This is a genomic window from Cognatiyoonia koreensis, assembly GCF_900109295.1.
Taxonomy (GTDB): Bacteria; Pseudomonadota; Alphaproteobacteria; order Rhodobacterales; family Rhodobacteraceae; genus Cognatiyoonia; species Cognatiyoonia koreensis.
Genome location: NZ_FOIZ01000002.1, coordinates 228,603 through 251,230, shown reverse-complemented (window position 1 = coordinate 251,230; position 22,628 = coordinate 228,603). Strand labels below are relative to the sequence as shown.

25 protein-coding genes are annotated in these 22,628 nt (G+C 56.1%); 13 read left to right on the top strand and 12 right to left on the bottom strand.

Features of this window, described 5'->3' with window-relative positions; genetic code table 11:
* Positions 1-37: 37 nt before the first annotated feature.
* Entirely contained in the window at positions 38-760 is a 723-nt protein-coding gene (gene phbB / locus BMY44_RS12995) for an acetoacetyl-CoA reductase (protein WP_089995578.1), read from the top strand.
* A 315-nt stretch (positions 761-1,075) separates the two neighbouring features.
* The gene (gene gcvA / locus BMY44_RS12990) at positions 1,076-2,017 is read left to right on the top strand and encodes a transcriptional regulator GcvA (RefSeq protein WP_089995576.1); all 942 of its coding nucleotides are present in this window, start codon (positions 1,076-1,078) and stop codon (positions 2,015-2,017) included.
* A 33-nt stretch (positions 2,018-2,050) separates the two neighbouring features.
* Here the strand turns inward: gcvA and BMY44_RS12985 are convergent, their stop codons facing one another.
* From BMY44_RS12985 to BMY44_RS12975, 3 genes are all read right to left on the bottom strand, one after another.
* Positions 2,051-2,221 (bottom strand): YdcH family protein, encoded by a 171-nt coding sequence (locus BMY44_RS12985; RefSeq protein WP_089995573.1) that lies wholly within the window; start codon positions 2,219-2,221, stop codon positions 2,051-2,053.
* A gap of 115 nt (positions 2,222-2,336) precedes the next feature.
* Complete coding sequence (locus tag BMY44_RS12980) at positions 2,337-3,071, bottom strand: tRNA1(Val) (adenine(37)-N6)-methyltransferase (protein ID WP_242650562.1); 735 nt, start codon at positions 3,069-3,071, stop codon at positions 2,337-2,339.
* Positions 3,061-3,276, bottom strand: coding sequence for a putative signal transducing protein (locus BMY44_RS12975; protein ID WP_089995571.1), 216 nt, complete (start codon positions 3,274-3,276; stop codon positions 3,061-3,063). Before BMY44_RS12975 ends, BMY44_RS12980 begins: the two co-directional genes overlap by 11 nt.
* A 58-nt stretch (positions 3,277-3,334) precedes the next feature.
* Here BMY44_RS12975 and BMY44_RS12970 point away from each other — a divergent pair, with 58 nt between their 5' ends.
* Positions 3,335-4,333: a polyprenyl synthetase family protein gene (locus tag BMY44_RS12970; RefSeq protein WP_089995568.1), complete on the top strand. Its 999-nt coding sequence runs from the start codon at positions 3,335-3,337 to the stop codon at positions 4,331-4,333.
* Here BMY44_RS12970 and BMY44_RS12965 read toward each other — a convergent pair.
* The 3 genes from BMY44_RS12965 to BMY44_RS12955 form a co-directional block, all read right to left on the bottom strand.
* Complete coding sequence (locus BMY44_RS12965) at positions 4,330-5,187, bottom strand: 4-(cytidine 5'-diphospho)-2-C-methyl-D-erythritol kinase (RefSeq protein ID WP_089995565.1); 858 nt, start codon at positions 5,185-5,187, stop codon at positions 4,330-4,332. The genes BMY44_RS12970 and BMY44_RS12965 overlap by 4 nt on opposite strands.
* Complete coding sequence (locus BMY44_RS12960; RefSeq protein ID WP_089995563.1) at positions 5,174-6,889, bottom strand: tetratricopeptide repeat protein; 1,716 nt, start codon at positions 6,887-6,889, stop codon at positions 5,174-5,176. The genes BMY44_RS12965 and BMY44_RS12960 overlap by 14 nt, the downstream gene beginning before the upstream one ends.
* 119 nt (positions 6,890-7,008) lie before the next feature.
* Positions 7,009-8,661, bottom strand: coding sequence for an electron transfer flavoprotein-ubiquinone oxidoreductase (locus BMY44_RS12955; RefSeq protein WP_089995560.1), 1,653 nt, complete (start codon positions 8,659-8,661; stop codon positions 7,009-7,011).
* Between the two features lie 202 nt (positions 8,662-8,863).
* On the opposite strand from BMY44_RS12955, the gene greA reads away from it, so the two are divergent.
* The 9 genes from greA (at position 8,864) to BMY44_RS12910 (ending at position 15,896) form a co-directional block, all read left to right on the top strand.
* Positions 8,864-9,334 carry a transcription elongation factor GreA gene (gene greA / locus BMY44_RS12950; RefSeq protein WP_089995557.1) on the top strand — a complete coding sequence of 157 codons (471 nt, stop codon included), beginning with the start codon at positions 8,864-8,866 and terminating at the stop codon, positions 9,332-9,334.
* Between the two features lie 11 nt (positions 9,335-9,345).
* A complete protein-coding gene (locus BMY44_RS12945; protein ID WP_089995554.1) occupies positions 9,346-10,353 on the top strand; it encodes a hypothetical protein in 1,008 nt (335 codons plus the stop codon).
* A complete protein-coding gene (locus BMY44_RS12940) occupies positions 10,354-11,283 on the top strand; it encodes an AEC family transporter (protein WP_089995550.1) in 930 nt (309 codons plus the stop codon). It abuts the gene before it with no gap.
* A gap of 38 nt (positions 11,284-11,321) precedes the next feature.
* Positions 11,322-12,149: an S-formylglutathione hydrolase gene (fghA, locus tag BMY44_RS12935; RefSeq protein WP_089995547.1), complete on the top strand. Its 828-nt coding sequence runs from the start codon at positions 11,322-11,324 to the stop codon at positions 12,147-12,149.
* Positions 12,146-12,592: a YaiI/YqxD family protein gene (locus tag BMY44_RS12930; protein ID WP_089995544.1), complete on the top strand. Its 447-nt coding sequence runs from the start codon at positions 12,146-12,148 to the stop codon at positions 12,590-12,592. The genes fghA and BMY44_RS12930 overlap by 4 nt, the downstream gene beginning before the upstream one ends.
* A gap of 64 nt (positions 12,593-12,656) precedes the next feature.
* Complete coding sequence (locus BMY44_RS12925) at positions 12,657-13,274, top strand: HAD family hydrolase (protein ID WP_089995541.1); 618 nt, start codon at positions 12,657-12,659, stop codon at positions 13,272-13,274.
* A complete protein-coding gene (locus BMY44_RS12920; RefSeq protein ID WP_089995539.1) occupies positions 13,271-14,182 on the top strand; it encodes an ornithine cyclodeaminase family protein in 912 nt (303 codons plus the stop codon). The genes BMY44_RS12925 and BMY44_RS12920 overlap by 4 nt, the downstream gene beginning before the upstream one ends.
* Positions 14,179-14,967, top strand: a complete 789-nt coding sequence (locus BMY44_RS12915) for a phytanoyl-CoA dioxygenase family protein (protein ID WP_089995536.1) — start codon at positions 14,179-14,181, stop codon at positions 14,965-14,967. The genes BMY44_RS12920 and BMY44_RS12915 overlap by 4 nt, the downstream gene beginning before the upstream one ends.
* Positions 14,967-15,896, top strand: a complete 930-nt coding sequence (locus BMY44_RS12910; RefSeq protein ID WP_089995533.1) for an alpha/beta fold hydrolase — start codon at positions 14,967-14,969, stop codon at positions 15,894-15,896. Before BMY44_RS12915 ends, BMY44_RS12910 begins: the two co-directional genes overlap by 1 nt.
* Here BMY44_RS12910 and BMY44_RS12905 read toward each other — a convergent pair.
* Positions 15,893-17,128, bottom strand: a complete 1,236-nt coding sequence (locus tag BMY44_RS12905; RefSeq protein WP_089997161.1) for an MFS transporter — start codon at positions 17,126-17,128, stop codon at positions 15,893-15,895. The genes BMY44_RS12910 and BMY44_RS12905 overlap by 4 nt on opposite strands.
* A 106-nt stretch (positions 17,129-17,234) precedes the next feature.
* Here BMY44_RS12905 and zapE point away from each other — a divergent pair, with 106 nt between their 5' ends.
* Positions 17,235-18,287: a cell division protein ZapE gene (gene zapE, locus BMY44_RS12900; protein ID WP_089995530.1), complete on the top strand. Its 1,053-nt coding sequence runs from the start codon at positions 17,235-17,237 to the stop codon at positions 18,285-18,287.
* Here the strand turns inward: zapE and BMY44_RS18295 are convergent.
* The 5 genes from BMY44_RS18295 to accD all read right to left on the bottom strand — a co-directional run bounded on the left by BMY44_RS18295 (position 18,284) and on the right by accD (position 22,571).
* On the bottom strand, positions 18,284-19,177 hold the full coding sequence (locus BMY44_RS18295) for a LysM peptidoglycan-binding domain-containing protein (RefSeq protein ID WP_207510548.1): 894 nt from the start codon (positions 19,175-19,177) through the stop codon (positions 18,284-18,286). The genes zapE and BMY44_RS18295 overlap by 4 nt on opposite strands.
* A 237-nt stretch (positions 19,178-19,414) precedes the next feature.
* Positions 19,415-19,840: a hypothetical protein gene (locus BMY44_RS12890; RefSeq protein ID WP_207510547.1), complete on the bottom strand. Its 426-nt coding sequence runs from the start codon at positions 19,838-19,840 to the stop codon at positions 19,415-19,417.
* A 148-nt stretch (positions 19,841-19,988) separates the two neighbouring features.
* Positions 19,989-21,260: a bifunctional folylpolyglutamate synthase/dihydrofolate synthase gene (locus BMY44_RS12885; RefSeq protein ID WP_242650561.1), complete on the bottom strand. Its 1,272-nt coding sequence runs from the start codon at positions 21,258-21,260 to the stop codon at positions 19,989-19,991.
* Positions 21,250-21,654, bottom strand: coding sequence for a hypothetical protein (locus tag BMY44_RS12880; RefSeq protein WP_089995527.1), 405 nt, complete (start codon positions 21,652-21,654; stop codon positions 21,250-21,252). Before BMY44_RS12880 ends, BMY44_RS12885 begins: the two co-directional genes overlap by 11 nt.
* Positions 21,651-22,571: an acetyl-CoA carboxylase, carboxyltransferase subunit beta gene (gene accD, locus BMY44_RS12875; RefSeq protein ID WP_089995524.1), complete on the bottom strand. Its 921-nt coding sequence runs from the start codon at positions 22,569-22,571 to the stop codon at positions 21,651-21,653. The genes BMY44_RS12880 and accD overlap by 4 nt, the downstream gene beginning before the upstream one ends.
* Positions 22,572-22,628: the final 57 nt, after the last annotated feature.

Genomic DNA, 22,628 nt, shown 5'->3' with positions numbered 1-22,628 from the left:
GCCTATGCAATACCTGAATAATTCTGGAGGATAGACTATGGGACGTGTCGCACTTGTGACCGGGGGAAGCCGTGGAATCGGCGAAGCCATTTCAAAGAAATTGCAGGCCGACGGGATGACCGTCGCCGCAACATACGCAGGCAATGATGAAGCTGCGGCTAAATTCACCGAAGCGACTGGAATCAAGACCTACAAGTGGAATGTCGGCGACTACGATGAATCCAAGGCCGGTATCGCACAGGTCGAAGCCGACCTCGGCCCGATCGATGTCGTTGTGGCCAATGCTGGCATCACACGCGATGCGCCTTTTCACAAGATGACGCCACAACAGTGGAAAGAAGTCATCGACACCAACCTGACGGGCGTTTTTAACACCGTTCATCCGGTTTGGCCTGGCATGCGTGAGCGCAAATTTGGTCGCGTAATCGTCATCTCCTCGATCAACGGTCAGAAGGGCCAATTCGGTCAGGTCAACTACGCCGCGACAAAAGCGGGCGATCTGGGCATCGTAAAGTCGTTGGCCCAAGAAGGTGCGCGCGCGGGAATTACAGCGAACGCCGTCTGCCCCGGCTACATCGCAACCGAAATGGTTATGGCGATCCCCGAAGAGGTCCGTCAGAAGATCATTGCAGGTATTCCTGCAGGTCGTCTGGGTGAGCCGGAGGAAATCGCGAAATGCGTGTCTTTCCTTGCTGGCGATGACGCCGGATTTATCAACGGGTCTACGATTTCCGCAAATGGTGCCCAATTCTTCGTTTAAGAACGCAGTTTGGACAAAAAGAAAGGGCCGCGCTGATCAGGCGCGGCCCTTTTTACGTTCGGTGACCGGGAGGTGCCACCGGAGCGTTTATTTGCGACCTTTGATCCAGTTCCAAGCTCCACGTAGGGCCTTGGCTCTTTCAGAGCGTGCGTGTTGGAGCATGTAGCGCATTCTGGCATCGGTAGTATGTTCGAACATGGGAGGGTTCCTTTTTGGACAGTTCGATGTTTGCTTGATGAACTTCATATGTTCTCTGCACGGTCATTCTACAAACGAGACTTGTTGCCGCTTCAGTTAAGCTGTATTTAATTGATTATGCCTGATCGCCTCCCTTCCCTGACGTCATTGCGCGCGTTCGAGGCCGCTGCACGGCATATGTCTTTCGCGAAAGCAGCTGATGAGTTGTTTGTGACGCCAGCAGCTTTGTCCTATCAAATCAAATCTTTAGAGTCGGAATTGGGGCATCCGCTGTTTCGACGCCTGAACCGTGCTGTGGAACTTACAGAAGCCGGACGCATGCTTGCGCCTGCTACACGGGATGCTTTTGGTAAATTGATGTCAGCGTGGCGCGACGTGCGTCGTTTACAAGACACTGGTATCCTTACCGTAACGGCAGGACCTGCCTTTACTGCGAAATGGCTTGCGCCACGGATGTATGATTTTGCACAGGCTCATCCTGAAATTGAACTGCGCTTTGTCGCAGGTTTGCGTCTTGCGGATTTTGATCGCGACGAGGTTGATGTCGCGATCCGATTTGGCCTTGAAGCGGATGACAGCCTCCATGCAGAGCCGCTGATCGAAGAGTGGGTCACACCGATGATGACGCCGCAAATGGCCGAACACATTAAAGAACCCGCTGACTTGAAAGATGCGATCCTTGTACACGACGAGTCGATGTCATCGGTCAGTGACGAAGGTAGTTGGGCAAACTGGACGAAAGTGCAGGGAATCGATATTGACACGAGCCATGGCCCACGCTTTTCGCAAGCCGATCACGCGCTTGATGCGGCGATGTCAGGGGCTGGTGTTGTTTTGGGGCGGGTTTCGCTTGCTGCGCGTGCGATGGAGGCAGGGCGCCTCGTCGCTCCGTTTGAGCTCGGGATCATCGTGTCACCCAAATTTCGCTTCGTTTGTCCAAAAGGGAACGAAACCTTACCAAAGATCGCAGCATTCCATGACTGGGTACTGCAGGAAATCAGTCAGTCAGGCAAATTTCGCGCGGAACGCAAAATGGTCCACGCTGCCGATATCGTGTGAGGCACTGGCCACTGGCCAGTGCCATATTCGGCATTATGCGGAGACGCTGAGCCGATTGATTTCTTCTTTGATCGCCAGTTTCTGCTTTTTCAGCTTGGCGATCTCGAGGTCGTCGGTCGCGGGGCTACGTTGAAGTTGTTCAACAGAAGTAGATAGATGTGCATGTTTCTTCTTCAGTTCCTGCAAACGCGAACTCAAGTTCATGGTCGTCCTCCTGTGAGTGTGTGTAACTGAGTGCAGCACATCTTGGTTTCGAAGTCACGACGCACTGCAGCAAAATATGTACGATTCACGATGGAGCGTATTTCTTGCCAAACTATTAATGGTCCATGCTCAGTTCTGCGGCATTGCGCAAAATGGCTTCGACCTCAGGCGTATACCGGTTGCCATCATGCATAATAAGCGGCGGGCAAATTCGCATCGGTGCGTGCCCTTCCTGTCGTGCGCGCAACAGAAACAGATTGGCCGCAGATGTCGGCGTAGAAGCGATAGGACGCAGCACAAAACTGCCAAGTCGGCCCCTTATCGCTGCCATCACATCCGGTAGTCGGTCTATTTTTTGGATCACAGTCAAATAACCTTTTGGTCCGACCCGCCTGATACCGACACCAAGCCAGTCCGCCAACGGCGTGTCGCCGCCAAGGGCAAGATCACGCCCCTGATCTGCAGAGGCATCACCTTTCGCACGATCAAAATAGGGTGGATTCATGATCACATGATCAAACCGTTCTTGCCGTAGGTCGGCAGGAAGATCGCGCAGGTCTGAAGTGATAACGCGCATATCGGCGCTTGTGCCTGCTGCGTTACGCGCAGCAAGGGTGGCATAAAGGCTTTGCACCTCGACCCCGACAAGCCGCAACCCGGCAACACGCGTATGAAGGCAAAGCGCTGCGGTTCCGGCACCGCAGCCAAGTTCCAGTACTGATTGGCCCGATTGCGCAGGCACGCTGGCTGCCAGCATCACGGGGTCAGTGCCGGCGCGATACCCCTTCTTGGGCTGCCATATATGAACCAACCCGCCAAGAAATGCGTCGTGCGTGAGATCAGCGTCCAAGATCAATTTCGGCGTCCCGCATGACCGCTTCTGCCATGAAAAGATCACGGTCCGCGACCATCAAGCGGCGCGGCATTATGCCTATGCTTCCTTCGAGGACGCTCATGTTTACGTCGAATTCAAAGAAGGTTATACCCTCGCTGTCCAGAAGGGCGCTGGCAAAGGCGATGACCGTCGGGTCGTTGGTACGCAAAAGCTCTTTCATATCACTGACGTAAGACGTGGGCACGTCTTTGTCCATTCAAGCACTTGGAAGCAGTTTGATGAGCCTCGACCACGCCGCAACCAAACCCCACGAACGGCTGGCGGCCGCACTGGCGGACGATCTGGCGCTGGTGAACGACATGATCCGCGAACGCATGGCGTCCGAACATGCGCCGCGTATTCCAGAAGTTACTGCCCACCTTGTCGAAGCAGGTGGCAAGCGTTTACGCCCGATGCTGACGCTCGCAGCGGCGCGTATGTGCGGCTATGGCGGCCCTTATCACGTGCATTTGGCTGCGACTGTGGAATTTATCCATACCGCGACTCTGCTCCATGATGATGTTGTTGATGAAAGCGACAAGCGCCGTGGTCGTCCGACGGCAAATCTGCTTTGGGACAATTCATCTAGCGTGTTGGTCGGCGATTATCTGTTCGCGCGATCCTTCCAGTTGATGACAGAGACAAACAACATGCGCGTCTTGCGCATTCTGTCGAACGCTGCAGCAACGATTGCCGAAGGTGAGGTGCTGCAACTGACCGCTGCGGCCGATCTTGCCACCACTGAAGACATCTACCTAAAAGTTGTGCGCGGAAAGACGGCTGCGTTGTTCAGCGCAGCGATGGAAGTTGGTGGCGTCATCGCAGAAATGTCGGACACCCAGGTTCAGTCGCTTTTCGATTACGGCGATGCATTGGGCATTTCCTTCCAGATCGTTGATGACTTACTGGATTATGGCGGGACAGCGGCGACGGGCAAGAACATCGGGGACGATTTCAGAGAGCGGAAACTGACGCTCCCGGTTATCCGTGCGATTGCCAAAGCCGACGTTGAGGAAATGGCGTTCTGGAAACGCACGATTTCTAAAGGCAAGCAAGCCGATGGTGATCTGGATACTGCCCTTTCCCTTCTCGCAAAGCACGCAACGATGGAGTCCACCCGCCAAGACGCATTGGAATGGGCTGAAAAAGCGAAACGATCGTTGCATGACTTGCCTGATCACGAGATCAAGACAATGTTGATTGATCTGGCTGATTACGTTGTGGCGCGTGTCGTTTAAAGAACGGCTGCCGGGGCGACCCACCACGACATTTCCGAGACTTGAATGGCGCGGGCAACCTGGCGCGCTTCTGCCATGTTGGCGACCAGCCCGTAACAGGTTGCGCCGGACCCTGACATCCCCACAGCTTTGACTGCTGGCATTGCCTTCAGTTTTTGAAGAGACAGATCAATGTCGGGGGCGACGAGGCGGGCCGGTGGCAGCAAATCATTGCGTTGCCTATTCAGCCAGTTTGCAAATCCCTCAAAGTCGAGTCCCGGCGGCAGCGGGTCCATCTGTGGGTTAGTTGCGCTCGCGAGGCCCTGAAAAACGCCGCCAGTTGGCACCGTTGTCGGAGCTTTGACGAGTACGAGCGCACATTGCGGCAAAGGCGCTGCAGGCAAGAGACGTTCACCGATCCCCATCATCCGCGTTGGTTCTGGCGTACGCATACAGACAGGGACGTCAGCGCCGAGTGTGACAACCTCTGGCGCATCGGCGGGTAGGGGTGCAACCTGCCAAAGCTCTGCCAACAGGGCGAAGGCCGCTGCCGCATCGGCAGAGCCGCCGCCGATACCTGCTTGATTGGGCAGGTGTTTTTCCAAGGTGATATGCGCACCATCCTGTACGCCGCGCGCGCGACGTAGCGCTTCTGCTGCCCGCAGGACAAGATTGCTGCTGTCTACCGGAACGCCTTGTGCAAACGGGCCGCTCACACTGAGCCGCAAATCAGGCGCGATGGTGGCGGCAAGTTGATCCGCCACATCTGCGAACACCACCAAACTGTCGAGTTCGTGATAGCCGTCTTTGCGTTTTCCGACCACGTGCAAGGTCAGGTTGACCTTTGCCGGAGCGTTGATTCTAGCCGTCGTCATTGGCGAGTTTAATCAGTTCCGTGCCTTCACGTTCCAGAACAGAATCCAGACCGATTTCCAGTTTCAAGCGAATGCGATCGGCGAGTTCTTCGTCAGGATCAAAGGACAGCGCACGATTCCATTGGAATGTTGCCTCGACCTCTCGGCCAACGGCCCAATAAACATCCCCAAGGTGGTCGTTGATGATGGGGTCTGTCGCTTCGAGGGACGCAGCCTTTTCCATCGGTTCCACCGCGTCATCGTAACGACCAAGTTGGAAATAGACCCAGCCGAGACTGTCCACGATCGCCCCGTTCTCGGGTTCCGTCTCGACAGCCTTTTCGATCATTTCAAGCGCTTCATCGAGCTTTTCATTACGTTCGACCAAGGAATAACCAAGATAATTCAACACCTGCGGCTGGTTCGGGTTCAATTCAAGCGCGGCGCGAAAGTCGGCTTCGGCTTGTGTCCATTGATCGATATGATGATGTGTGATCGCGCGCGTGTAATAGACGAACCAACGCGAAGTATCGGTTTTGGGATAAAGCGACAAAGCTGTGTCATACGCGGTGATGGCTTCGTCAAAGCGTTCGACAAAGCGTAGCATGTCGCCCAACTTGGCGTGCACATGTGGCAAGTCCGCGTGGCTGCGGGCCAGTGACTGGGCAACTTCGACTGCTGTGTCGTTCTTGCCGGCCTTGCGCAGGACGTCCACGCGGCCAAGCTCTGCGGCGGAAAATGCGGGGTCAGATGGTGCGATCCGCGCAAATGCCTCGTCCGCCAGTTCATAGCGTTCCAGCCTTTCAAGAAGATCGGCGGATGTGATCAACGCTGAGGTGTTTGCAGGATCGAGATATTCAGCAACCCTTGCGTAGAGCAAAGTATATGAATCTGGTGTTTCGCCACGCAGAAGTCCTGCGACCATAAAGCTGATTTCGCCAATGCCCTGTTGTGCGGTGTTGATAACGTCATAGGGGAGAATCTCGCCAGCTTCCAACCTGTTGCGCAATTCGATGATGGTCGGATCGCGCACCTCACCAAAGACGGCGTCGAGATTGGCAAGCGCGTCTTCGTTGCGACCCAGCTGGCTGAGTATCTTTGCATGTGCGATGGCAGCGCGTGCGCTGTAGGCCGCGCCACCGCGGGTCGGTGCACTCAGGATTGCGTCAGCCCCTTCGTAATCTCCGACGACAGCTAGCGCCAAGGCCTTGTGATAACGCCCATAAACGCCCATGCCTTCAGTTTCGATAACGGCATCGAAGCTTTCAATCGCGGCGCTCATTTCACCACGGCCCAGCGCAGTCCAGGCCTGCGTCAGCCCGTCCACCAGCGGGCTGATCGTTTGCCCTGCTTCGAACCTGTCCATGATCTCGGCCCAGTTGCCGGTCTTTGTGGCGACGGCGCTCAGGACCAGGTTGCCGATCTGACTTTCGATACCGCTATCGAGCATGCTTTGCGCGGTCATCGCGGCGGCTTCGATCCTGCCTAACGAGATTTGCGCCGACAGTAGATTGTCCAGCAACGCAGGGTTGCCGGGATCTTCGCGCAGCGATTTTTCATAGTACAGAGCAGCCGCAGCAAAGTCGTTTCCGATCGCTGCATGGCGTGCCGCGAGATAAGAGCCTGCGTTCTCTTGGGCCACAGCGGGCAAGGAAAACGAACAAGTTGCCGCTAGAACTACGGCCTTCACGGTAAGTCTGAACACTGTCTGCCCTTGTTTCATGTGTTGTTCTTGCGGGCCACGTTAGGGAAGGGACGGCACGAAAGCAAACGGTGGCCTGCAGATGCGGCAGAATCCCGCGGTTGTGACAAAGGGCACCCATCAGGATGCCCTTTGACCGGTTACATGTTCGGGTAATTCGGTCCGTCGCCGCCTTGCGGCACTGTCCAAACGATATTCTGGCTTGGGTCCTTGATATCGCAGGTCTTGCAGTGCACGCAATTCTGGAAGTTGATCTGGAAACGCGGCTCCTTGCCATCTTCCTCGATGAATTCGTAAACGCCGGCTGGGCAATACCGTGCAGAAGGTCCAGCGTATTTCGGCAAGTTTACGGCAACCGGGATGCTTGCATCCTTCAGCTTCAAGTGGGCGGGCTGGCTTTCCTCGTGGTTGGTAAAGCTGAACGCCACATTGGTAAGGCGGTCAAAAGACAGCACGCCATCAGGTTTTGGATAGTTGATCGGTTCGTGCTTGTCCGCCGGTTCGGTGCTTTCTGCGTCGGTCTTGCCGTGCTTGAGCGTCCCAAAAAGCGATGATTTGAAGATCGTCTGGAACCACATGTCAAAGCCGCCCAATGCCATGCCGCCCAGCGGGCCGAACTTGGCGTTCAAAGGGGCCACGTTGCGCACGACGTTCAGATCTTTGCCGACAGGACCATTCTTCAACGCCTTGCTGTAGTCTTCCAACGTATCGCCCGATCGGCCAGCAGAGATCGCGGCATAGGCGGATTCGGCAGCTTCGATGCCAGAGTGCATTGCGTTGTGGTTGCCCTTGATACGCGGCAGGTTCACCAGCCCGGCAGAGCAACCAAGCAGTGCACCGCCAGGGAATGCAACTTCGGGGATCGACTGAAAACCGCCCTTTGTAACAGCCCGCGCGCCATATGCGACCCGTTTGCCGCCTTTCAGAAGCTCTGCAATTTTCGGATGATGCTTGAACTTTTGGAACTCCATGTAAGGGAACAGGTGCGGGTTCTTGTAGTTCAGATCGACTATATAGCCGACATAGACCTGATTATTGTCCAAGTGATAAATGAACGAGCCGCCCGAATTCTTGAAGCCCAGCGGCCAGCCCAGCGTGTGGGTGACTTCGCCTTCGTTGTGCTTTTCAGGATCGACTTCCCAGATTTCCTTCATTCCGATGCCGAATTTTGGGACGTCGCTATGCGCGGCCAGATCATATTTTTCGATGACTTCCTTGGACAGTGAGCCGCGAACGCCTTCTGAAAGGAACACGTACTTTCCGTTCAGCACCATGCCAGGTTCATAGGAAGGACCCGGCGTGCCATCGGGATTCTTTCCAAATTCACCTGCGACCACCCCTTTGACTTCGCCATTGGCGCCGTAAACCAGTTCAGAACAGGCCATGCCGGGGAAGATTTCCACGCCCATGGCTTCGGCTTGTTCCGCCATCCAGCGGCAAACGTTCCCCATCGACACGATATAGTTGCCATGGTTGTTCATCAGCGGCGGCATGATGAAATTCGGCAGACGGATCTGGCCAGCTTCACCCAGAACGTAGAAGTTGTCTTCCTTGACCGGGACGTTCAGTGGCGCACCTTTTTCTTTCCAGTCTGGAATCAGGCGGTTCAGACCGGACGGATCAAGCACGGCCCCGGAAAGAATATGCGCCCCAACTTCGGACCCTTTTTCGAGAACGACGACGTTCAGATCTGCATCCAGTTGCTTCAGGCGGATCGCAGCTGACAGACCAGCAGGGCCTGCGCCGACGATCACGACATCCACGTCCATTTCTTCGCGTTCAATCACGGCCATTTGTCGGTCCTCTTTCTCGGTCGGGATAAACCCGCACAAACATCCCCGATGGGTTAGCGCAAAGGAAATAAGGGAGCAATGACAACGCGACGTGAAACCGCCAATGCGCGACAGCAAAACGCGCTTGCACTTGACTTTGATCTGCCCAAATAGGCTATGAACGACCGATTGAAGAATTTTACCCCAGGGAAGGGGGTCGAAGATGGAAAAGATACCTTTGACACAGGCAGGCTTTGACAAGCTGAATGATGAATTGAAACTGCTGAAGTCTGTTGAACGCCCCGCCATTATCCGCGCAATTGCAGAGGCGCGAGAGCATGGAGACCTGTCTGAGAACGCGGAATATCACTCTGCGAAGGAAAAGCAGTCTTTCATCGAAGGTCGGGTCAAGGAACTCGAAGGCGCGATCTCGTTGGCCGATGTCATTGACCCTGCAAAGTTGTCGGGTTCCGTGAAATTTGGCGCAACCGTCGCGTTAGCGGACGAGGATACTGACGAGGAGAAGACCTATCAAATCGTTGGCGAATACGAAGCCGATATTGAAGCGGGTCGTCTGAACATCAAATCTCCGCTCGCCCGCGCCTTGATCGGCAAGGACGAGGGTGACAGTGTCGAAGTGCGCACCCCCGGCGGTGTGCGGTCATACGAGATCTTGTCGATCATTTACAAGTAGACGGGGCCAGCATGGCACAAGGGCGCATCAAGCCGATCTTCGTGAATGATACCGGTGTCAGTACCACCGAGGTCGTTGCGTTGATCCTATCCGTCCTTTGGATGGCTGGCGTCGGCATTTTCTTCTTGCTGGTGCCACCGCGCACAAGTCCGGATGTTCCCTTTGACAGCCTGCGTGCCGTGCTTGTCATAATGGCCATCTTTCTGCCCGTTGCGATTATCTGGGTCGCGGCTGCCGCATCGCGGTCCGCCCGTGTTATGCGCGAAGAATCACGTCGTCTTCAGCTTGCGATCGACGGTCTGCGCGAAACCTATCTCCAAGACCGCACCGAAAAACTGCACAGCCCAGCCAGCGTCAAGGAAACACCCAGCGTTGGTGCGAAATTGCAGGAAATCGCCCAAGCCTCTCAAAAAACGGAACCCGCGCCGCTGGCAACATTTGCATCGACCCGAGATGCTCGTGGCGTCATGCGTCAAATAAAATCGGGTGGTGGTGCAGATGATCAGCCCGCTCTTGCGCTGGGCACCACTGCAGAAGACATGACACCGCCATTGCCGCGCCGCGATTTGGTCCGTGCCTTGAATTTCCCTGATACCGATCAGGACGCAGAAGGTTTTGCTGCTTTGCGTCGTGCCTTGAAAGACCGCAACGCGCGTCAACTTGTACAGGCCAGCCAGGATATGCTGACTCTGCTTTCGCAGGATGGCATTTACATGGATGATTTGCGCCCCGACCGCGCCCGCCCCGAAATCTGGCGGCGCTTTGCCCAAGGCGAACGTGGCCGCACGATGGCGGCACTCGGCGGCGTGCGAGATCGCTCTTCGCTGGCGCTGACCGCAGGGCGGATGCGCGAAGATACGATTTTTCGGGATTCGGCGCACCATTTCCTGCGGAAATTCGACAACATGTTGCTGAGCTTTGAACCGGAAGCCAGCGATGAAGATCTTATTGCGCTGTCCGAAACGCGAACCGCCCGTGCATTCATGCTGCTGGGCCGCGTGACCGGGGCCTTCGACTAGTTGCTCGAAATATTCCTCAAAACTTTGCCGTTCTTTGCGCTGATCGGTCTGGGCTACCATGCCGGGCGGACAAAGTTCTTTTCGCCCGAGGCGACGGCGTACCTTACCAAGTTCGTGTTCTACTTTGCGCTTTCGGCCATGCTGTTCCGGTTTTCCGCAAACCTGACGTTGGGCGACATCCTCGATTGGCCATTCGTGTTTGCCTATCTGTCAGGGACAATGGCAATCTATGTCGTTGCGACGCTTGTCGCGCTGGTGCGCAAGCTGTCTGTCGCGGAAGCTGCGGTAGAAGCACAGACCGCTGTCATCGGCAATGTTGGGTTTCTGGGAATTCCCATGCTGGTCTTGTTGCTGGGCGAGGGGGCGGTTGGGCCAGTAATGATGGTCCTGGCTGTCGATCTGATTGTCTTTGGCAGCCTCATCGTGATCCTGATCACAGGATCGCGCGATGGCCGAATGACCTTTCAGGTTTTTCGAACAGTCGGTGTTGGTCTGATCAAGAATCCGATGATTGTTTCGATCTCTCTTGGCTTGCTTGTCTCCGCCCTCGCGCTTCCGATCCCCGGACCGGTGAATGAATTCTTGTCACTTTTGGGCGGTGCTGCGACGCCGGGGGCCCTTTTCGCGATTGGGGCATCTTTGGCCACCAAATCGGCGGAAAGAATGCGCGTCGCAGTCTGGCTCAGCGTTTGCAAGCTCGCGTTGCATCCTGCGGCTGTCGCGGTATTCGCGCTCTTCGTCTTTCCGATCGATCCGTACGCAGCCGGTGTGATGATTGCAGCAGCTGCCTTGCCTGTGGCGGGCAACGTATACATCCTTGCGCAGCATTACGGGGTCGCACCATCGCGGGTTTCGGCGACGATCCTGATTTCGACCGCGCTGAGCGTTTTGACTGTTTCAAGCGTCATCGCATGGGTGACAACGCTCTGATCCTGCGCTAGCCCTTTCACCAAACGGAGGGCTGGCCCATGGAAACGATTTCAGAAAACAAATGCTTTGGTGGGACGCAGGGCGTCTACAAACACAGCTCTGACGCCTGCAATTGCGATATGACCTTTGCGGTCTTTCTGCCCGAAGAAGCCGAATTCGCACCGGTTCCGGTCTTGTGGTTTCTATCGGGCCTGACGTGCACCCATGAGAACGCTATGACAAAGGCCGGCGCGCAGGTCTGGGCGGCAGAACATGGCATCGCACTTGTCTTTCCCGACACATCGCCAAGGGGCAAGGACGTTCCGGATGACGAGGCCTACGATCTTGGCCAGGGGGCGGGTTTCTATATCGACGCGATAGAGGATCCCTGGGCCAAGCATTTCAAAATGTGGACTTATGTCGCCGAAGAACTGCCAAAGATCATCGGTGCGAATTTTGCAATCAACATGGAACGGCAGGCGATTACCGGCCATTCGATGGGCGGACACGGCGCGCTGACGATGGCGATGGCGCTGGAAGGGCGGTTCCGGTCGGTGTCGGCCTTTGCGCCGATCTGCAATCCGACACAAAGTGATTGGGGGCGCAAACAGTTTGCAGCCTATTGGGGCGATGAACAAAGCTGGGGCCCGCATGACGCGACGCTACTCATGCAAGGCAACGGGTTCAGTGGCCCGATCCTCATCGATACGGGGACTGACGATCAATTTGGTGACCTTCTGGGAACAGAGGCGTTTGCAGCCGCGATGGCAGCGCAGCGGCAGGAAGGACAGTTGCGCCTGCAAAAGGGCTATGATCACAGCTATTTCTTCATCTCGACATTCATGGAAGACCACGTCGCCTTCCATGCAGAGGCGCTTTACGCATGATCTATGTCGATGCCGATGCTTGCCCGGTCAAGGCCGAGATTGAACGCGTCGGAACGCGGCATAAGCTGAAGATGTTTGTCGTTAGCAATGGCGGGATACGTCCTTCGCAGAACCCGTTCGTTGAAACTGTGGTCGTGCCGGACGGGCCGGACATAGCGGACATGTGGATCGCAGATCGCGCGACGATTGGCGATGTCGTCGTCACGGGTGATATACCGCTCGCGGCGAGGTGCATCGAAAATGGGGCGCTGGTTATCAAGCACAACGGCGAGGCGCTGACATCGGCCAATATCGGGAACGTTCTGGCCACACGTGACCTCATGACTGACATGCGTGCGGCAGACCCATTCCGACAAGGTGGCGGGAAACCTTTCAGCAAAGCAGACCGCGCAAGGTTCCTTGATGGATTGGAACGCATGGTGCGCAAAGCTGCTGCCGGTTAAGAACCACGCAGAAGCCTGGCATGTCGCTCTGGCACCTGCAAATCCTTCTCGCTAGGGTCCTTCCATGACCAAAGCAGTTATCTTCGATATCGGGAACGTTCTGATAGAATGGCAGCCCGAACGCTATTACGACCGCGTGATCGGACCAACGCGGCGCAAGGCCATGTTCGCGGCCATTGATCTGCACGCCATGAACGACAAGGTCGATCGCGGGGCGCATTTTCAAGATGTTGTTTACGCCGAGGCCGCAGCAAACCCCGAATGGGCCGCGGAAGTGCGCATGTGGCATGACAATTGGCTAGATCTGGCGACACCGGCCATTGATCATTCCGTTCGACTTCTGGATGCGCTTAAATCTACTGGTGTGCCGGTGTTCGCGCTCACGAACTTCGGAAAGCAAACGTTCGAGATCGCAGAGCCTGTCTATCCCTTCCTGAAGGTTTTCGACCGGCGCTACGTCTCGGGACATATGGGCGTCATCAAACCGGAAAGCCGCATTTACGAAATGGTGGAAGAAGATTGCGGGCTTCTCCCCTCTCAGCTTTTGTTCACGGACGACCGCCAAGACAATATCGATGCCGCCTCTGCTCGTGGCTGGCAGACGCATCTTTTTGAGGGACCCGCAGGCTTTGCCCTGCGACTGGTCGAAGAGGGGCTTCTGACAGAGGATGCAGCCCAATGACTGTGATGATTCCATTTACCGAAGGAGAAGCGCGGTTGGATTGGCTGGGGCTGACAGATGCATTGGCTGCCGGCCATGCGGCACCCCCGGCAACGGTGGAAGATGTTTTCCTTTACCGCGACGACAACACCCTTTTGAACCGGAGTGCATGGATCAAGGGAATGGGTATCGCCGTCAAATGCGCGACCGTCTTTCCGAAAAATCGTGAAGCAGGAAAGCCGATGATCGGCGGTGTGGTGAATCTGTTTTCGGATGCTGACGGAGCACTTGAAGCGATCCTTGATTTTCATCTTGTGACAAAATGGAAAACCGCAGGCGACAGCCTGCTTGCCGCACGCCGACTGGCCCGGAAAAATAGCAAGAACATCCTGATCGTCGGGGCGGGAACCGTCGGGCGGTCACTGCGACAAGCCTATGGCGCGGCGTTCCCTGATGCGACATTCACAGTCTGGAACCGTTCATCGGATGGGGCCAAGGCCTTCAAAAAGGACTATCCCGACGTGCTGATTGGCAATGATCTGGAACAGGCCGTCAAATCGGCGGACATTGTGACCTCGGCCACAATGTCGACTGACCCCTTGATCAAAGGCGAATGGCTGCAGCCTGGTCAGCATATCGACCTGATTGGGGCCTACCGACCTGATATGCGCGAAACCGATGATACGGCGCTGCGCCGCGCACGGATATTTGTTGATAACTTGCACACGACCGCAGACCACATCGGAGAACTCAAGACTCCAATTGCTGAAGGTATAATCAAAAAAAGCGACATTATTGCAGATTATTACGCGCTTTCGCAGTTCGAACGCCAAAATGATGACGAAATTACACTGTTTAAGAACGGTGGGGGCGCACACCTTGATCTAATGACAAGCCGCTACATTCTGGAGGCATGGAACAGTAAATGATGAGCCCAGACGAAATCGACGCCTTTCAACGCGACGGTGTGGTTGTCGTTCGTGGCGTATTCGTTGACTGGGTTGATAGGATGGTGACTGGCGTCGCCGAGAATATGGCGCAACCGGGCGAATACGCGTCTGAAAACGCCGTATCGGAAGGGCGCTTTTTTGATGACTATTGCAACTGGACCCGCATTGCAGCATTCGAGGATGTGGTTCGAAACAGTCCGGCCGCGGCCCTTGCAGCAGCGGCAATGCAAAGCCGGACAGCGCAATTCTTTCACGATCATGTCCTTGTAAAGGAACCCGGTACGCCAAAGCCGACCCCCTGGCATCAGGATTCGCCTTACTATTTCGTTGAAGGCAAACAGACCGTCAGCATGTGGTTGCCGCTCGATCCGGTTCGCGAAGCATCGTTGCGCTTTATCGCAGGCTCACATCGTTGGGACAAACTCGTGCGGCCTGTCAGTTGGGCTGATGACAGCGACTTTTATCAGGCCGAGGCCGATTGGACCCCTGTGCCGGACCCAGATGCGGATCCTGACGCAAACCAGATCAGGGAATGGGCGATGGAACCTGGCGATGCCGTGCTGTTCGATTTCCGGACGGCGCACGGTGCGCGAGGCAATTCATCAACCAGTCGCAGGCGTGCTCTTTCATTGCGCTGGGTCGGTGATGATGCGCGCTATGTCGCACGCCCTGGGCGAACATCGCCACCGTTTCCGGGGCACGATATGACCCAAGGTCAGCGCCTGCGCGAAGACTGGTTCCCCGTCATCTGGAAGGACGCGTAATGGGTATCGTTTGGATTCTGATCGGCATCGTCGCCGCACTTGTCATCCTGTCGATCATGCTCGAACGGCAACGTCATCCAATCGGCAAGGCAGAGCGCAAGGGCGCGCCCGGCAAATTCGCCGAATTGTCACAAGGCATCACCTATTATCGCTGGCACGGCCCCGTGCGCGGTCCGGTACTTGTCGCAATCCACGGGCTGACGACCCCCTCCATCGTATTCGATGTGATCGCTGGCGGACTTGGGGCGATGGGTTATCGCGTCCTCACCTATGATCTTTACGGTCGTGGGTTGTCGGATGCGCCGGGTGGCGAACAAAACCGCGATTTCTTACTTCAGCAACTCGACGACCTATTGGAACACCAGAACCTGAATGAGGATCTGACACTGCTTGGCTATTCAATGGGCGGGTCTATTGCGACAGCATTTACGGAAACGCAGTCCCATCGCGTGAAACGCCTGATATTGCTTGCGACTGCTGGGGCGGACATGAACGAAAGCGGGTTTTCACGCTTTTGCAGGCGCTATCCGGTCATCGGCGATTGGGTGCATAACCTGATTGGCGCAGCGCGCATGCGCCGCGCGATCAGTGCCGAAGCCGAAGCTTCGGAAGTCGATGGGGTGAAGCGCGCGCAACGTGATCAACTGGGGCGGCGCGGCTTTCTGCCTGCTGTCCTGTCCAGCCGTCGTGGCATGTTGGCAGAAACGCAAAAGGAGGCTCATCAGACAATCGGCCGCGCAGATGTGCCGGTCATCGCAATCTGGGGCGAAGCCGATGATGTCATACCTATCTCGGCGCTGGGCACCATAGCGCAATGGAACCGGAATGCGCGTCAGGAAACGATACCCGGGGCCGGGCACGGCATGCCCTATACCCATGCGACCGCAGTAATTGAAAAACTACGCGCGATCCTGATTGAGGTTGATTAAGCCACTTGTGGCTGTCGCCGTTCCCGAATGGGCAGGTGAACGATCGCACTGAAGGCTCCGACTCCGACGCCGACCCACCAGACTGCAGTGTAGCTGCCGTAGATGTCATACATCCGTCCGCCAAGCCAGACGCCGAGAAACGAGCCAAGCTGGTGGGAGAAGAAGACAATCCCATAAAGCGTCCCCATGTAACGCAGCCCGTAGAGATGCGCGACAAGCCCAGATGTCAGCGGTACAGTCGCTAGCCACAAGGCTCCCATCGACACGGAAAACAGGATCACTGTTTCAGGGGTCATCGGGGTCATGATAAAAGCTGCGCCAATTATGGTGCGCCCGGCATAAATCCCAGCCAGCAGGTATTTCTTGGAGTACCGCTTGCCAGCCCAGCCGGCCAGCAGTGTCCCACCGATATTAGCCAACCCAATCAGTGAGATTGCGACGGCGCCCAATGCGCTGGTGGTCGTGATGCCAAGGTTTGACAAGGTACTGCCGGGCAAAATCGGTCCGCAAACTTCGGCAATGAAGGCGGGGAAGTGGGCCGTGACGAATGAAAGTTGATAGCCGCAAGAGAAGAAGCCGAGAAAGATCAGCGTATAGGAGGGATCCTTGAATGCGCGGATCAGGATGGTGCCCATGCTTTCTTCCAATTCGGCCTTTGACGCGACCGTTTGGGTACGCATCATTGGCAGCACGAACAGCACGGCAAGGATCATGCCGGCAAATGTGACAAATACCATTTGCCACGTCATGAAACCAAGTAAGAATTCAGCCAGGGGTGCGCCAAAAACCTGCCCTGCGGATCCCGCTGCAGTTGCGATGGCAAGGGCCATCGATCTGTTTTCATCCGATGCGGCACGGCCGACGACAGCAAGAATGACACCAAAGCCAGTGCCCGCGATTCCTAAACCGACAAGGACTTCGTAAAACTGGTGCGCCAAGGGGGTCGTTGCGCCAGCTGACAACAAAAGGCCTGCCGCGTAGAAAAGCGCACCCATAATGATTGCCTTGCGATCACCGATTTTTTCAGCCGCAGCACCAAACAGTGGCTGTCCAATGCCCCAGGCGAGGTTCTGGATCGCAATGGCCAGACTGAAATCAGACCGCAGCCAGCCGAAATCCTCGGCGATCGGAATCTGGAAGACTCCGAACGATGCGCGAATTGCGAAACCAGTCATGATGATGAGACACCCTGCAATCAGGACAGGGGACATGAGGCGCGTGGATTGAGTCATTGCGCCAGTTGTCATTTCCGCCGCAGGCGTGTCAACGCTATGGTCCATCGTGTTGCCAAAATCGGGTGGTCTGCATACTCATGCACAACCGATCCCGAGAGTGACCATGACCGTTCTAGAAGCCTACAAAGATGCCGTCGCAGCAGGAAAACTGACAGAAGACCCGGCACAGCTTGGCGTTATGGGCGAACTGGACCGTGTAAAGTCGGAACTGGAACGCCCCGTCAAACGCGGATTGTTCCAGAAGGCTCCGCCACCCATCAAAGGACTCTACATGTGGGGTGGGGTCGGACGCGGCAAATCCATGTTGATGGATATGCTCTACAGTCATGTCGACGTGCCAAAACAGCGCTGGCATTTTCATGCATTCATGCAGTGGGTCCACGCAGAAATGAACGAAGCCCGCAAGCGCAATGTCGATGATGCTATTGCCCCGGTTGCGGCAAAGCTGGTCAAGGACATCCGCTTTCTTGCCTTCGACGAAATGCAGATCACGGATATCACTGATGCAATGATAGTCGGGCGCCTTTTCGAGGCGCTTTTTGCCGCTGGTGTCGTTATTGTTACAACGTCGAACCGCGTGCCTGACGACCTTTATAAAGACGGGCTGAACCGTGATTTGTTTCTGCCCTTCATCGCGTTGATCAAGGACCAGTTGGTAGTGCATCACCTGACCAGCGAACAAGATTATCGGCAAGGCCGCCTGTCTGGAACCAAACGCTATTTTACACCGATCAACGCTGAATCACGGGCCGCAATTGATGATGTTTGGCACGATCTGGCGCATGGCAACTGCGCCCCGCTGACGTTGCGCGTCAAAGGGCGCGAAGTCGTTTTTCCGCAATTCCACAACGGTGTCGCTCGGGCAAAGTTCTTTGATGTCTGCGGCAAACCGCTGGGGGCCGCAGATTACCTCGCGCTTGCCGACGCGGTGCGGGTTCTGGTGCTGGAAGATATTCCGCAACTTGGCCGGCAGAATTTCAACGAAGCGAAGCGGTTCGTCACCCTGATTGATGCCCTGTACGAGGCAAAGGTCCAATTGATCTGCAGCGCCGCTGCACCGCCAGAAATGCTTTACGTCGAAGGCGAAGGCACGTTTGAATTCGAAAGGACAGCCAGCCGCCTGCGCGAAATGCAGGCGGATGATTGGGGTGGCTAGACTTCAGGCAAGTCGGGAATGGTCAGACGCTGGCCGACGCGGATTTGGTCTGGACTTGAAAGAATGCCGCGATTGGCTTCGAAGATGATCGTGTATTTGTTCACATCGCCATAAAATTTGGCAGAGATCCCCCCAAGGCTGTCACCACCCGCGACAGTGTAGAACCGGTATTCCTGTGTCGCCGTTGCGCGCTGAACGACGCGAACTTCGACGCCTGTGCCATCACCAGTGGCGACCTGGGGAACTTCGGGTGCCTTGCCACTGGCGACAGTCTGCGCGGTGGTCACGATGGATTTCAACAAAGCGGCGGTATCGACGCTGCCTTGCGGTGTCACAAGAATTTCGGGAACCGTAAGATGTTGCAGCAAGGCGGCGTCGTTCACGCGCCGGTCGATGGCGGCATCGGACAGGCCAAGCTGCAGCGATTCAACAACCATGATTTCCAGAGGCGACCGCGGTGCAGGTTCGAACGGGCGTGCATTAGCAATCACACCGATGCTGGCCAGCACGTCGCTGGTTTCCATGTCGCGTTGATCTGCAAGATCGCTGACATCCACCTTGACCCCCAAACCGGCTAGAATGTTGGCCGTCACCATCGCGACGGTGGACTCGTCCGTCTGAATGGTCGGTAGTACTTCTGGCGCCGCGACAGATGGTTCAATTGGGGCAGGTGTCGGGGTCGGGTTGGTAGGCACCTCCAGTGGTGCAACCTGCAGAGCTTCGGTCCCACTGATCCCTTCGGCCAAAAGCGGCTGGGACGTCGCACGGGCGACGTCGGTCTGTGTTGCGAACAGGGTATTGGACGCAATCGGACGTTTTTCCTGCTGAATGATAATATAGCCGCAGAGTGCGACAGCACCGATAAACAGCCCGATGACAACACGCACCATGATATCCCCCAATCATTGCGTCAATATATTGCGAGGAGGTCAATATGCAGCGAGACCCGCCTCGTTGGCGCTATATCTAGATAAGTGATTCGCGAGGGTCAAAGGGTGATTCGAAAAACCATGAAATTTTCTAAGTCTGTCTCAAAAACAAAGAGACAGGCCTACTGCCTGCCCCCTCGCCCTGCCAAGTCTGTCCCTCACGCGCATGTTGATCTGCGATTGCGGTTAGACCGGAACCTAAGGAAGCACTGATTCGCCGTCAAGCATGCGATTCGTCTTATGACGCTTTCCCATCGGAATTGTCTGATTGCAGTCTGGCATCACCTTGGCCGTCGTGGCGAAAATGGGTGTTTCGGGCGGGATACTGCTTCCTCGGATATAAGCACCATTCAGGCAGATGTCCTGTGCGTAGCTTCCTGAATTAAAGCCGAAACCGGGTGCGCCACAGTTGTCTACACTCCCATCGGCGTTCCAGCCTTGCGAATTGGTTGACGCGAACCATCCACCCGTGAGGAAGGTCATGCTGACCGGATCGAACCGCAAGTGCCATGTCTGGTCTGCAGTACGCGCGTCTATGTTCCAGGAGCCAATCCGTTTTCCGTTCAAATAACCTATGATCTCGAAGGCGGCGACATCATCCTCGGTGATGAGCGTTTTTGTCATCTTGGAGTCCGGTATTTTCATCGTTCCGGTCAACGTATACCCCCCGCCACCGACCCAACAGAAATTCAGGTCGGCTGCTACGCTAGGCTGTGCCATGACAGCAAGAAGGGCAAAAACTGCGGGAAAAGAAAGCGTCTGCATCGTGTCTCTAGGTTGCTTCGTTTAGGCGGATGACATGGCCAGCCAGATAAAGCGATCCGCAGATCACAATACGGGCTCTTGGGTCTTGAGCAGTGATCGCGCAAATGGCGTCCTCCACACTTTCCGCGACAGTGGCGGGCAGGCCCACATCGCTCGCAGCGGAAGCGGTGTCCGCGGCACTTATCGTGTTCTTTTCACCGGGGATTGAAACAGCGGTCAGTGTATTCGCGACTGCCGCCAGTGGGGCGAGATAGCCGCCTACGTCCTTCGTGTTCAGCATGCCGCAAATCAGATGCGTCGGTCGGTCAGACTGCGCTGAGAGCGTGGCAGCCAACATCCGACCGGCGGCAGGATTATGACCGCCGTCCAGCCAGAGCTCTGCAGGGTGGGCCATGTCGAACAATGCCCCGCTTTGCAGCTTCTCCATGCGGGCTGGCCAATATGCTTTTGTAACTGCCGCCTCGCATGCCGTTTCGTCAGCGGCAAGAAAGCGGAGCGCTGCCAATGCGCCGCCCGCGTTCATGATCTGATGCGGCCCGCGCAGGGTCGGAAGTGGCAGGTCGAGCAGTCCCGTCTCATCCTGATACACGAGGCGGCCACGTTCCTGCGTCACATGCCAGTGCTGCCCTGCAACAAGAAGGGGTGCGCCGACGCGCGCGGCTTGCGCTTCTATCACCTCGAGGGCGGCATCGTGCTGCGGGCCCACGACACAAGTGACTCCCCGTTTCAGAATTCCCGCCTTTTCAAAGGCGATTTTTTCAAGCGTGTCACCAAGAAATGCTTCGTGATCCATGTCAACCGGTGTGATGATCGTCAGCTTGGGATCGGCGACAACGTTGGTCGCGTCCAGTCGACCGCCCAATCCCACCTCCAGCAGCGTATAGTCCGCCTGCGTGTGTGCAAATGCGACGAGCGCGGCAACTGTGGTGATCTCGAAATAGGTGATTGAATCGGGCCCATTGGCTGCATAGCAGACGTCCAACACCTCGGTCAGGGCTTCTTCTGAAATGAGCTCTCCGGCAAGACGGATGCGTTCGTGAAAACGGGCAAGATGTGGCGACGTGTAGGCGTGTACTTTCGCGCCGCCTGCCTCCAAACCAGCGCGGATCATCGCTTGGGTAGATCCTTTGCCGTTCGTGCCCGCGATATGGATGACCTGAGGCAGCTTGTCTTGTGGATTGCCAACCTTTTCAAGCAAGGACCAAACCCTGTCCAATGTCAGGTCGATGACCTTGGGGTGAAGTGCCATCATCCGTTCAAGTATCTGGTCAGATTTCATCGCGTACTTTGCCTGTCTGGATCAACTGCAACAAAAGGACACCGGCCGCGATATCGACGCCCGCGCAGAACGCAGGCCACCAATCGGGGCCAGGTGCGCCGATGAGGCCGATCATGACATCGAAAAGACCGTGCGCAATCAGGCCGCCAGCCAAAAGCAAGAGGCCCCGCCGATAGGCGCGAAATGAGAGTGCAACAAAACCCGCGAAAATCAAGATGTGGACGGCGATTTCACCAACGTCACCCTCGGCTGCAGCGAACACGGGATAGAATGACGCGATTGCGGCCAGAAGGATCGCCGCACCTGATCGTTCAGCGAACATACCTTCGCGATACATCACCCAGATCAGCCCAAGACCACAGCAGACACCGATCAGCGCCGCAAGGATGATCACTCGGCGGCTGCCTTGTCCACGGCGTTATCGGGTTTGACGGGTGGGGGCAGGTCGCCTTTGACCGCTGGTGGCTGGTTCATCAGCATGCGGATAATCGTGACGAGCTCTTCCTTGATGTCTGTGCGCTTGGTCACGCGGTCCAGCATTCCGTGGTCAAGCAAGTATTCTGCACGCTGAAAGCCTTCGGGCAGTTTTTCACCAATGGTTTGCTCGATCACGCGAGCACCGGCGAAGCCGATCAGCGCATTCGGTTCTGCAATCTGTACATCACCTAGCATGGCATAAGACGCGGTCACGCCGCCTGTCGTCGGATGGGTCAATACGACGATGTAGGGCAGGCCTGCCTCTTTCAGCATCTGTATTGCGATTGTTGTGCGTGGCATCTGCATCAGGCCAAGAATGCCTTCCTGCATCCGCGCCCCACCAGCAGCGGAAAACAGCACCAACGGACGCTTGAGGGCAATCGCACGCTCTGCCGCTGCGATAATTGCATTCCCGACATACATCGACATCGAACCACCCATGAAGGAAAAATCCTGCACGGCGGCAACAATCCCGGTGCGACCGATCGAGCCTTCCGCGACAAGCATCGCGTCCTTCTCTCCTGTCTTCTTGCGGGCTTCCTTGATCCGATCAGTATACTTCTTCTGATCTTTGAAGTGGAGCGGGTCAGCAACCGGTTCGGGCACGGCCACCTCGACGAAGACGCCGCCATCAAAAAGGGCAGACAGCCGCTCGCGCGCTCTGATCGGCATGTGATGGTCGCAGTTGGTGCAGACGTTCAGATTGTCGGCCAATTCGCGGTGAAACAGCATGGTGCCGCATTCGTCGCATTTCGTCCAAAGATTGTCCGGCACTTCACGACGCGAGAACAGCGAATTGATCGTGGGACGAACGTAGTTGGTGATCCAGTTCATTATTGCCGCCTTTGAACGTTGCGAAACCGAAATATGACGGCTTCGGTCGAATTGCAA

Excerpts from the sequence above, each read along its gene's own strand:
- BMY44_RS12955 (WP_089995560.1), bottom strand. The coding sequence starts at position 8,661 with ATGGCCGTGATTGAACGCGAAGAAATGGACGTGGATGTCGTGATCGTC.
- BMY44_RS12915 (WP_089995536.1), top strand. The coding sequence starts at position 14,179 with ATGATGAGCCCAGACGAAATCGACGCCTTTCAACGCGACGGTGTGGTT.
- BMY44_RS12920 (WP_089995539.1), top strand. The coding sequence starts at position 13,271 with ATGACTGTGATGATTCCATTTACCGAAGGAGAAGCGCGGTTGGATTGG.
- greA (WP_089995557.1), top strand. The coding sequence starts at position 8,864 with ATGGAAAAGATACCTTTGACACAGGCAGGCTTTGACAAGCTGAATGAT.
- BMY44_RS12885 (WP_242650561.1), bottom strand. The coding sequence starts at position 21,260 with ATGAAATCTGACCAGATACTTGAACGGATGATGGCACTTCACCCCAAG.
- BMY44_RS12930 (WP_089995544.1), top strand. The coding sequence starts at position 12,146 with ATGATCTATGTCGATGCCGATGCTTGCCCGGTCAAGGCCGAGATTGAA.
- BMY44_RS12960 (WP_089995563.1), bottom strand. The coding sequence starts at position 6,889 with ATGAAACAAGGGCAGACAGTGTTCAGACTTACCGTGAAGGCCGTAGTT.
- BMY44_RS12945 (WP_089995554.1), top strand. The coding sequence starts at position 9,346 with ATGGCACAAGGGCGCATCAAGCCGATCTTCGTGAATGATACCGGTGTC.
- BMY44_RS12925 (WP_089995541.1), top strand. The coding sequence starts at position 12,657 with ATGACCAAAGCAGTTATCTTCGATATCGGGAACGTTCTGATAGAATGG.
- BMY44_RS12905 (WP_089997161.1), bottom strand. The coding sequence starts at position 17,128 with ATGACTCAATCCACGCGCCTCATGTCCCCTGTCCTGATTGCAGGGTGT.
- accD (WP_089995524.1), bottom strand. The coding sequence starts at position 22,571 with ATGAACTGGATCACCAACTACGTTCGTCCCACGATCAATTCGCTGTTC.
- BMY44_RS12890 (WP_207510547.1), bottom strand. The coding sequence starts at position 19,840 with ATGACAAAAACGCTCATCACCGAGGATGATGTCGCCGCCTTCGAGATC.
- gcvA (WP_089995576.1), top strand. The coding sequence starts at position 1,076 with ATGCCTGATCGCCTCCCTTCCCTGACGTCATTGCGCGCGTTCGAGGCC.
- BMY44_RS12975 (WP_089995571.1), bottom strand. The coding sequence starts at position 3,276 with ATGAAAGAGCTTTTGCGTACCAACGACCCGACGGTCATCGCCTTTGCC.
- BMY44_RS12910 (WP_089995533.1), top strand. The coding sequence starts at position 14,967 with ATGGGTATCGTTTGGATTCTGATCGGCATCGTCGCCGCACTTGTCATC.
- BMY44_RS12985 (WP_089995573.1), bottom strand. The coding sequence starts at position 2,221 with ATGAACTTGAGTTCGCGTTTGCAGGAACTGAAGAAGAAACATGCACAT.
- zapE (WP_089995530.1), top strand. The coding sequence starts at position 17,235 with ATGACCGTTCTAGAAGCCTACAAAGATGCCGTCGCAGCAGGAAAACTG.
- phbB (WP_089995578.1), top strand. The coding sequence starts at position 38 with ATGGGACGTGTCGCACTTGTGACCGGGGGAAGCCGTGGAATCGGCGAA.
- BMY44_RS12970 (WP_089995568.1), top strand. The coding sequence starts at position 3,335 with ATGAGCCTCGACCACGCCGCAACCAAACCCCACGAACGGCTGGCGGCC.
- BMY44_RS12965 (WP_089995565.1), bottom strand. The coding sequence starts at position 5,187 with ATGACGACGGCTAGAATCAACGCTCCGGCAAAGGTCAACCTGACCTTG.
- fghA (WP_089995547.1), top strand. The coding sequence starts at position 11,322 with ATGGAAACGATTTCAGAAAACAAATGCTTTGGTGGGACGCAGGGCGTC.
- BMY44_RS18295 (WP_207510548.1), bottom strand. The coding sequence starts at position 19,177 with ATGGTGCGTGTTGTCATCGGGCTGTTTATCGGTGCTGTCGCACTCTGC.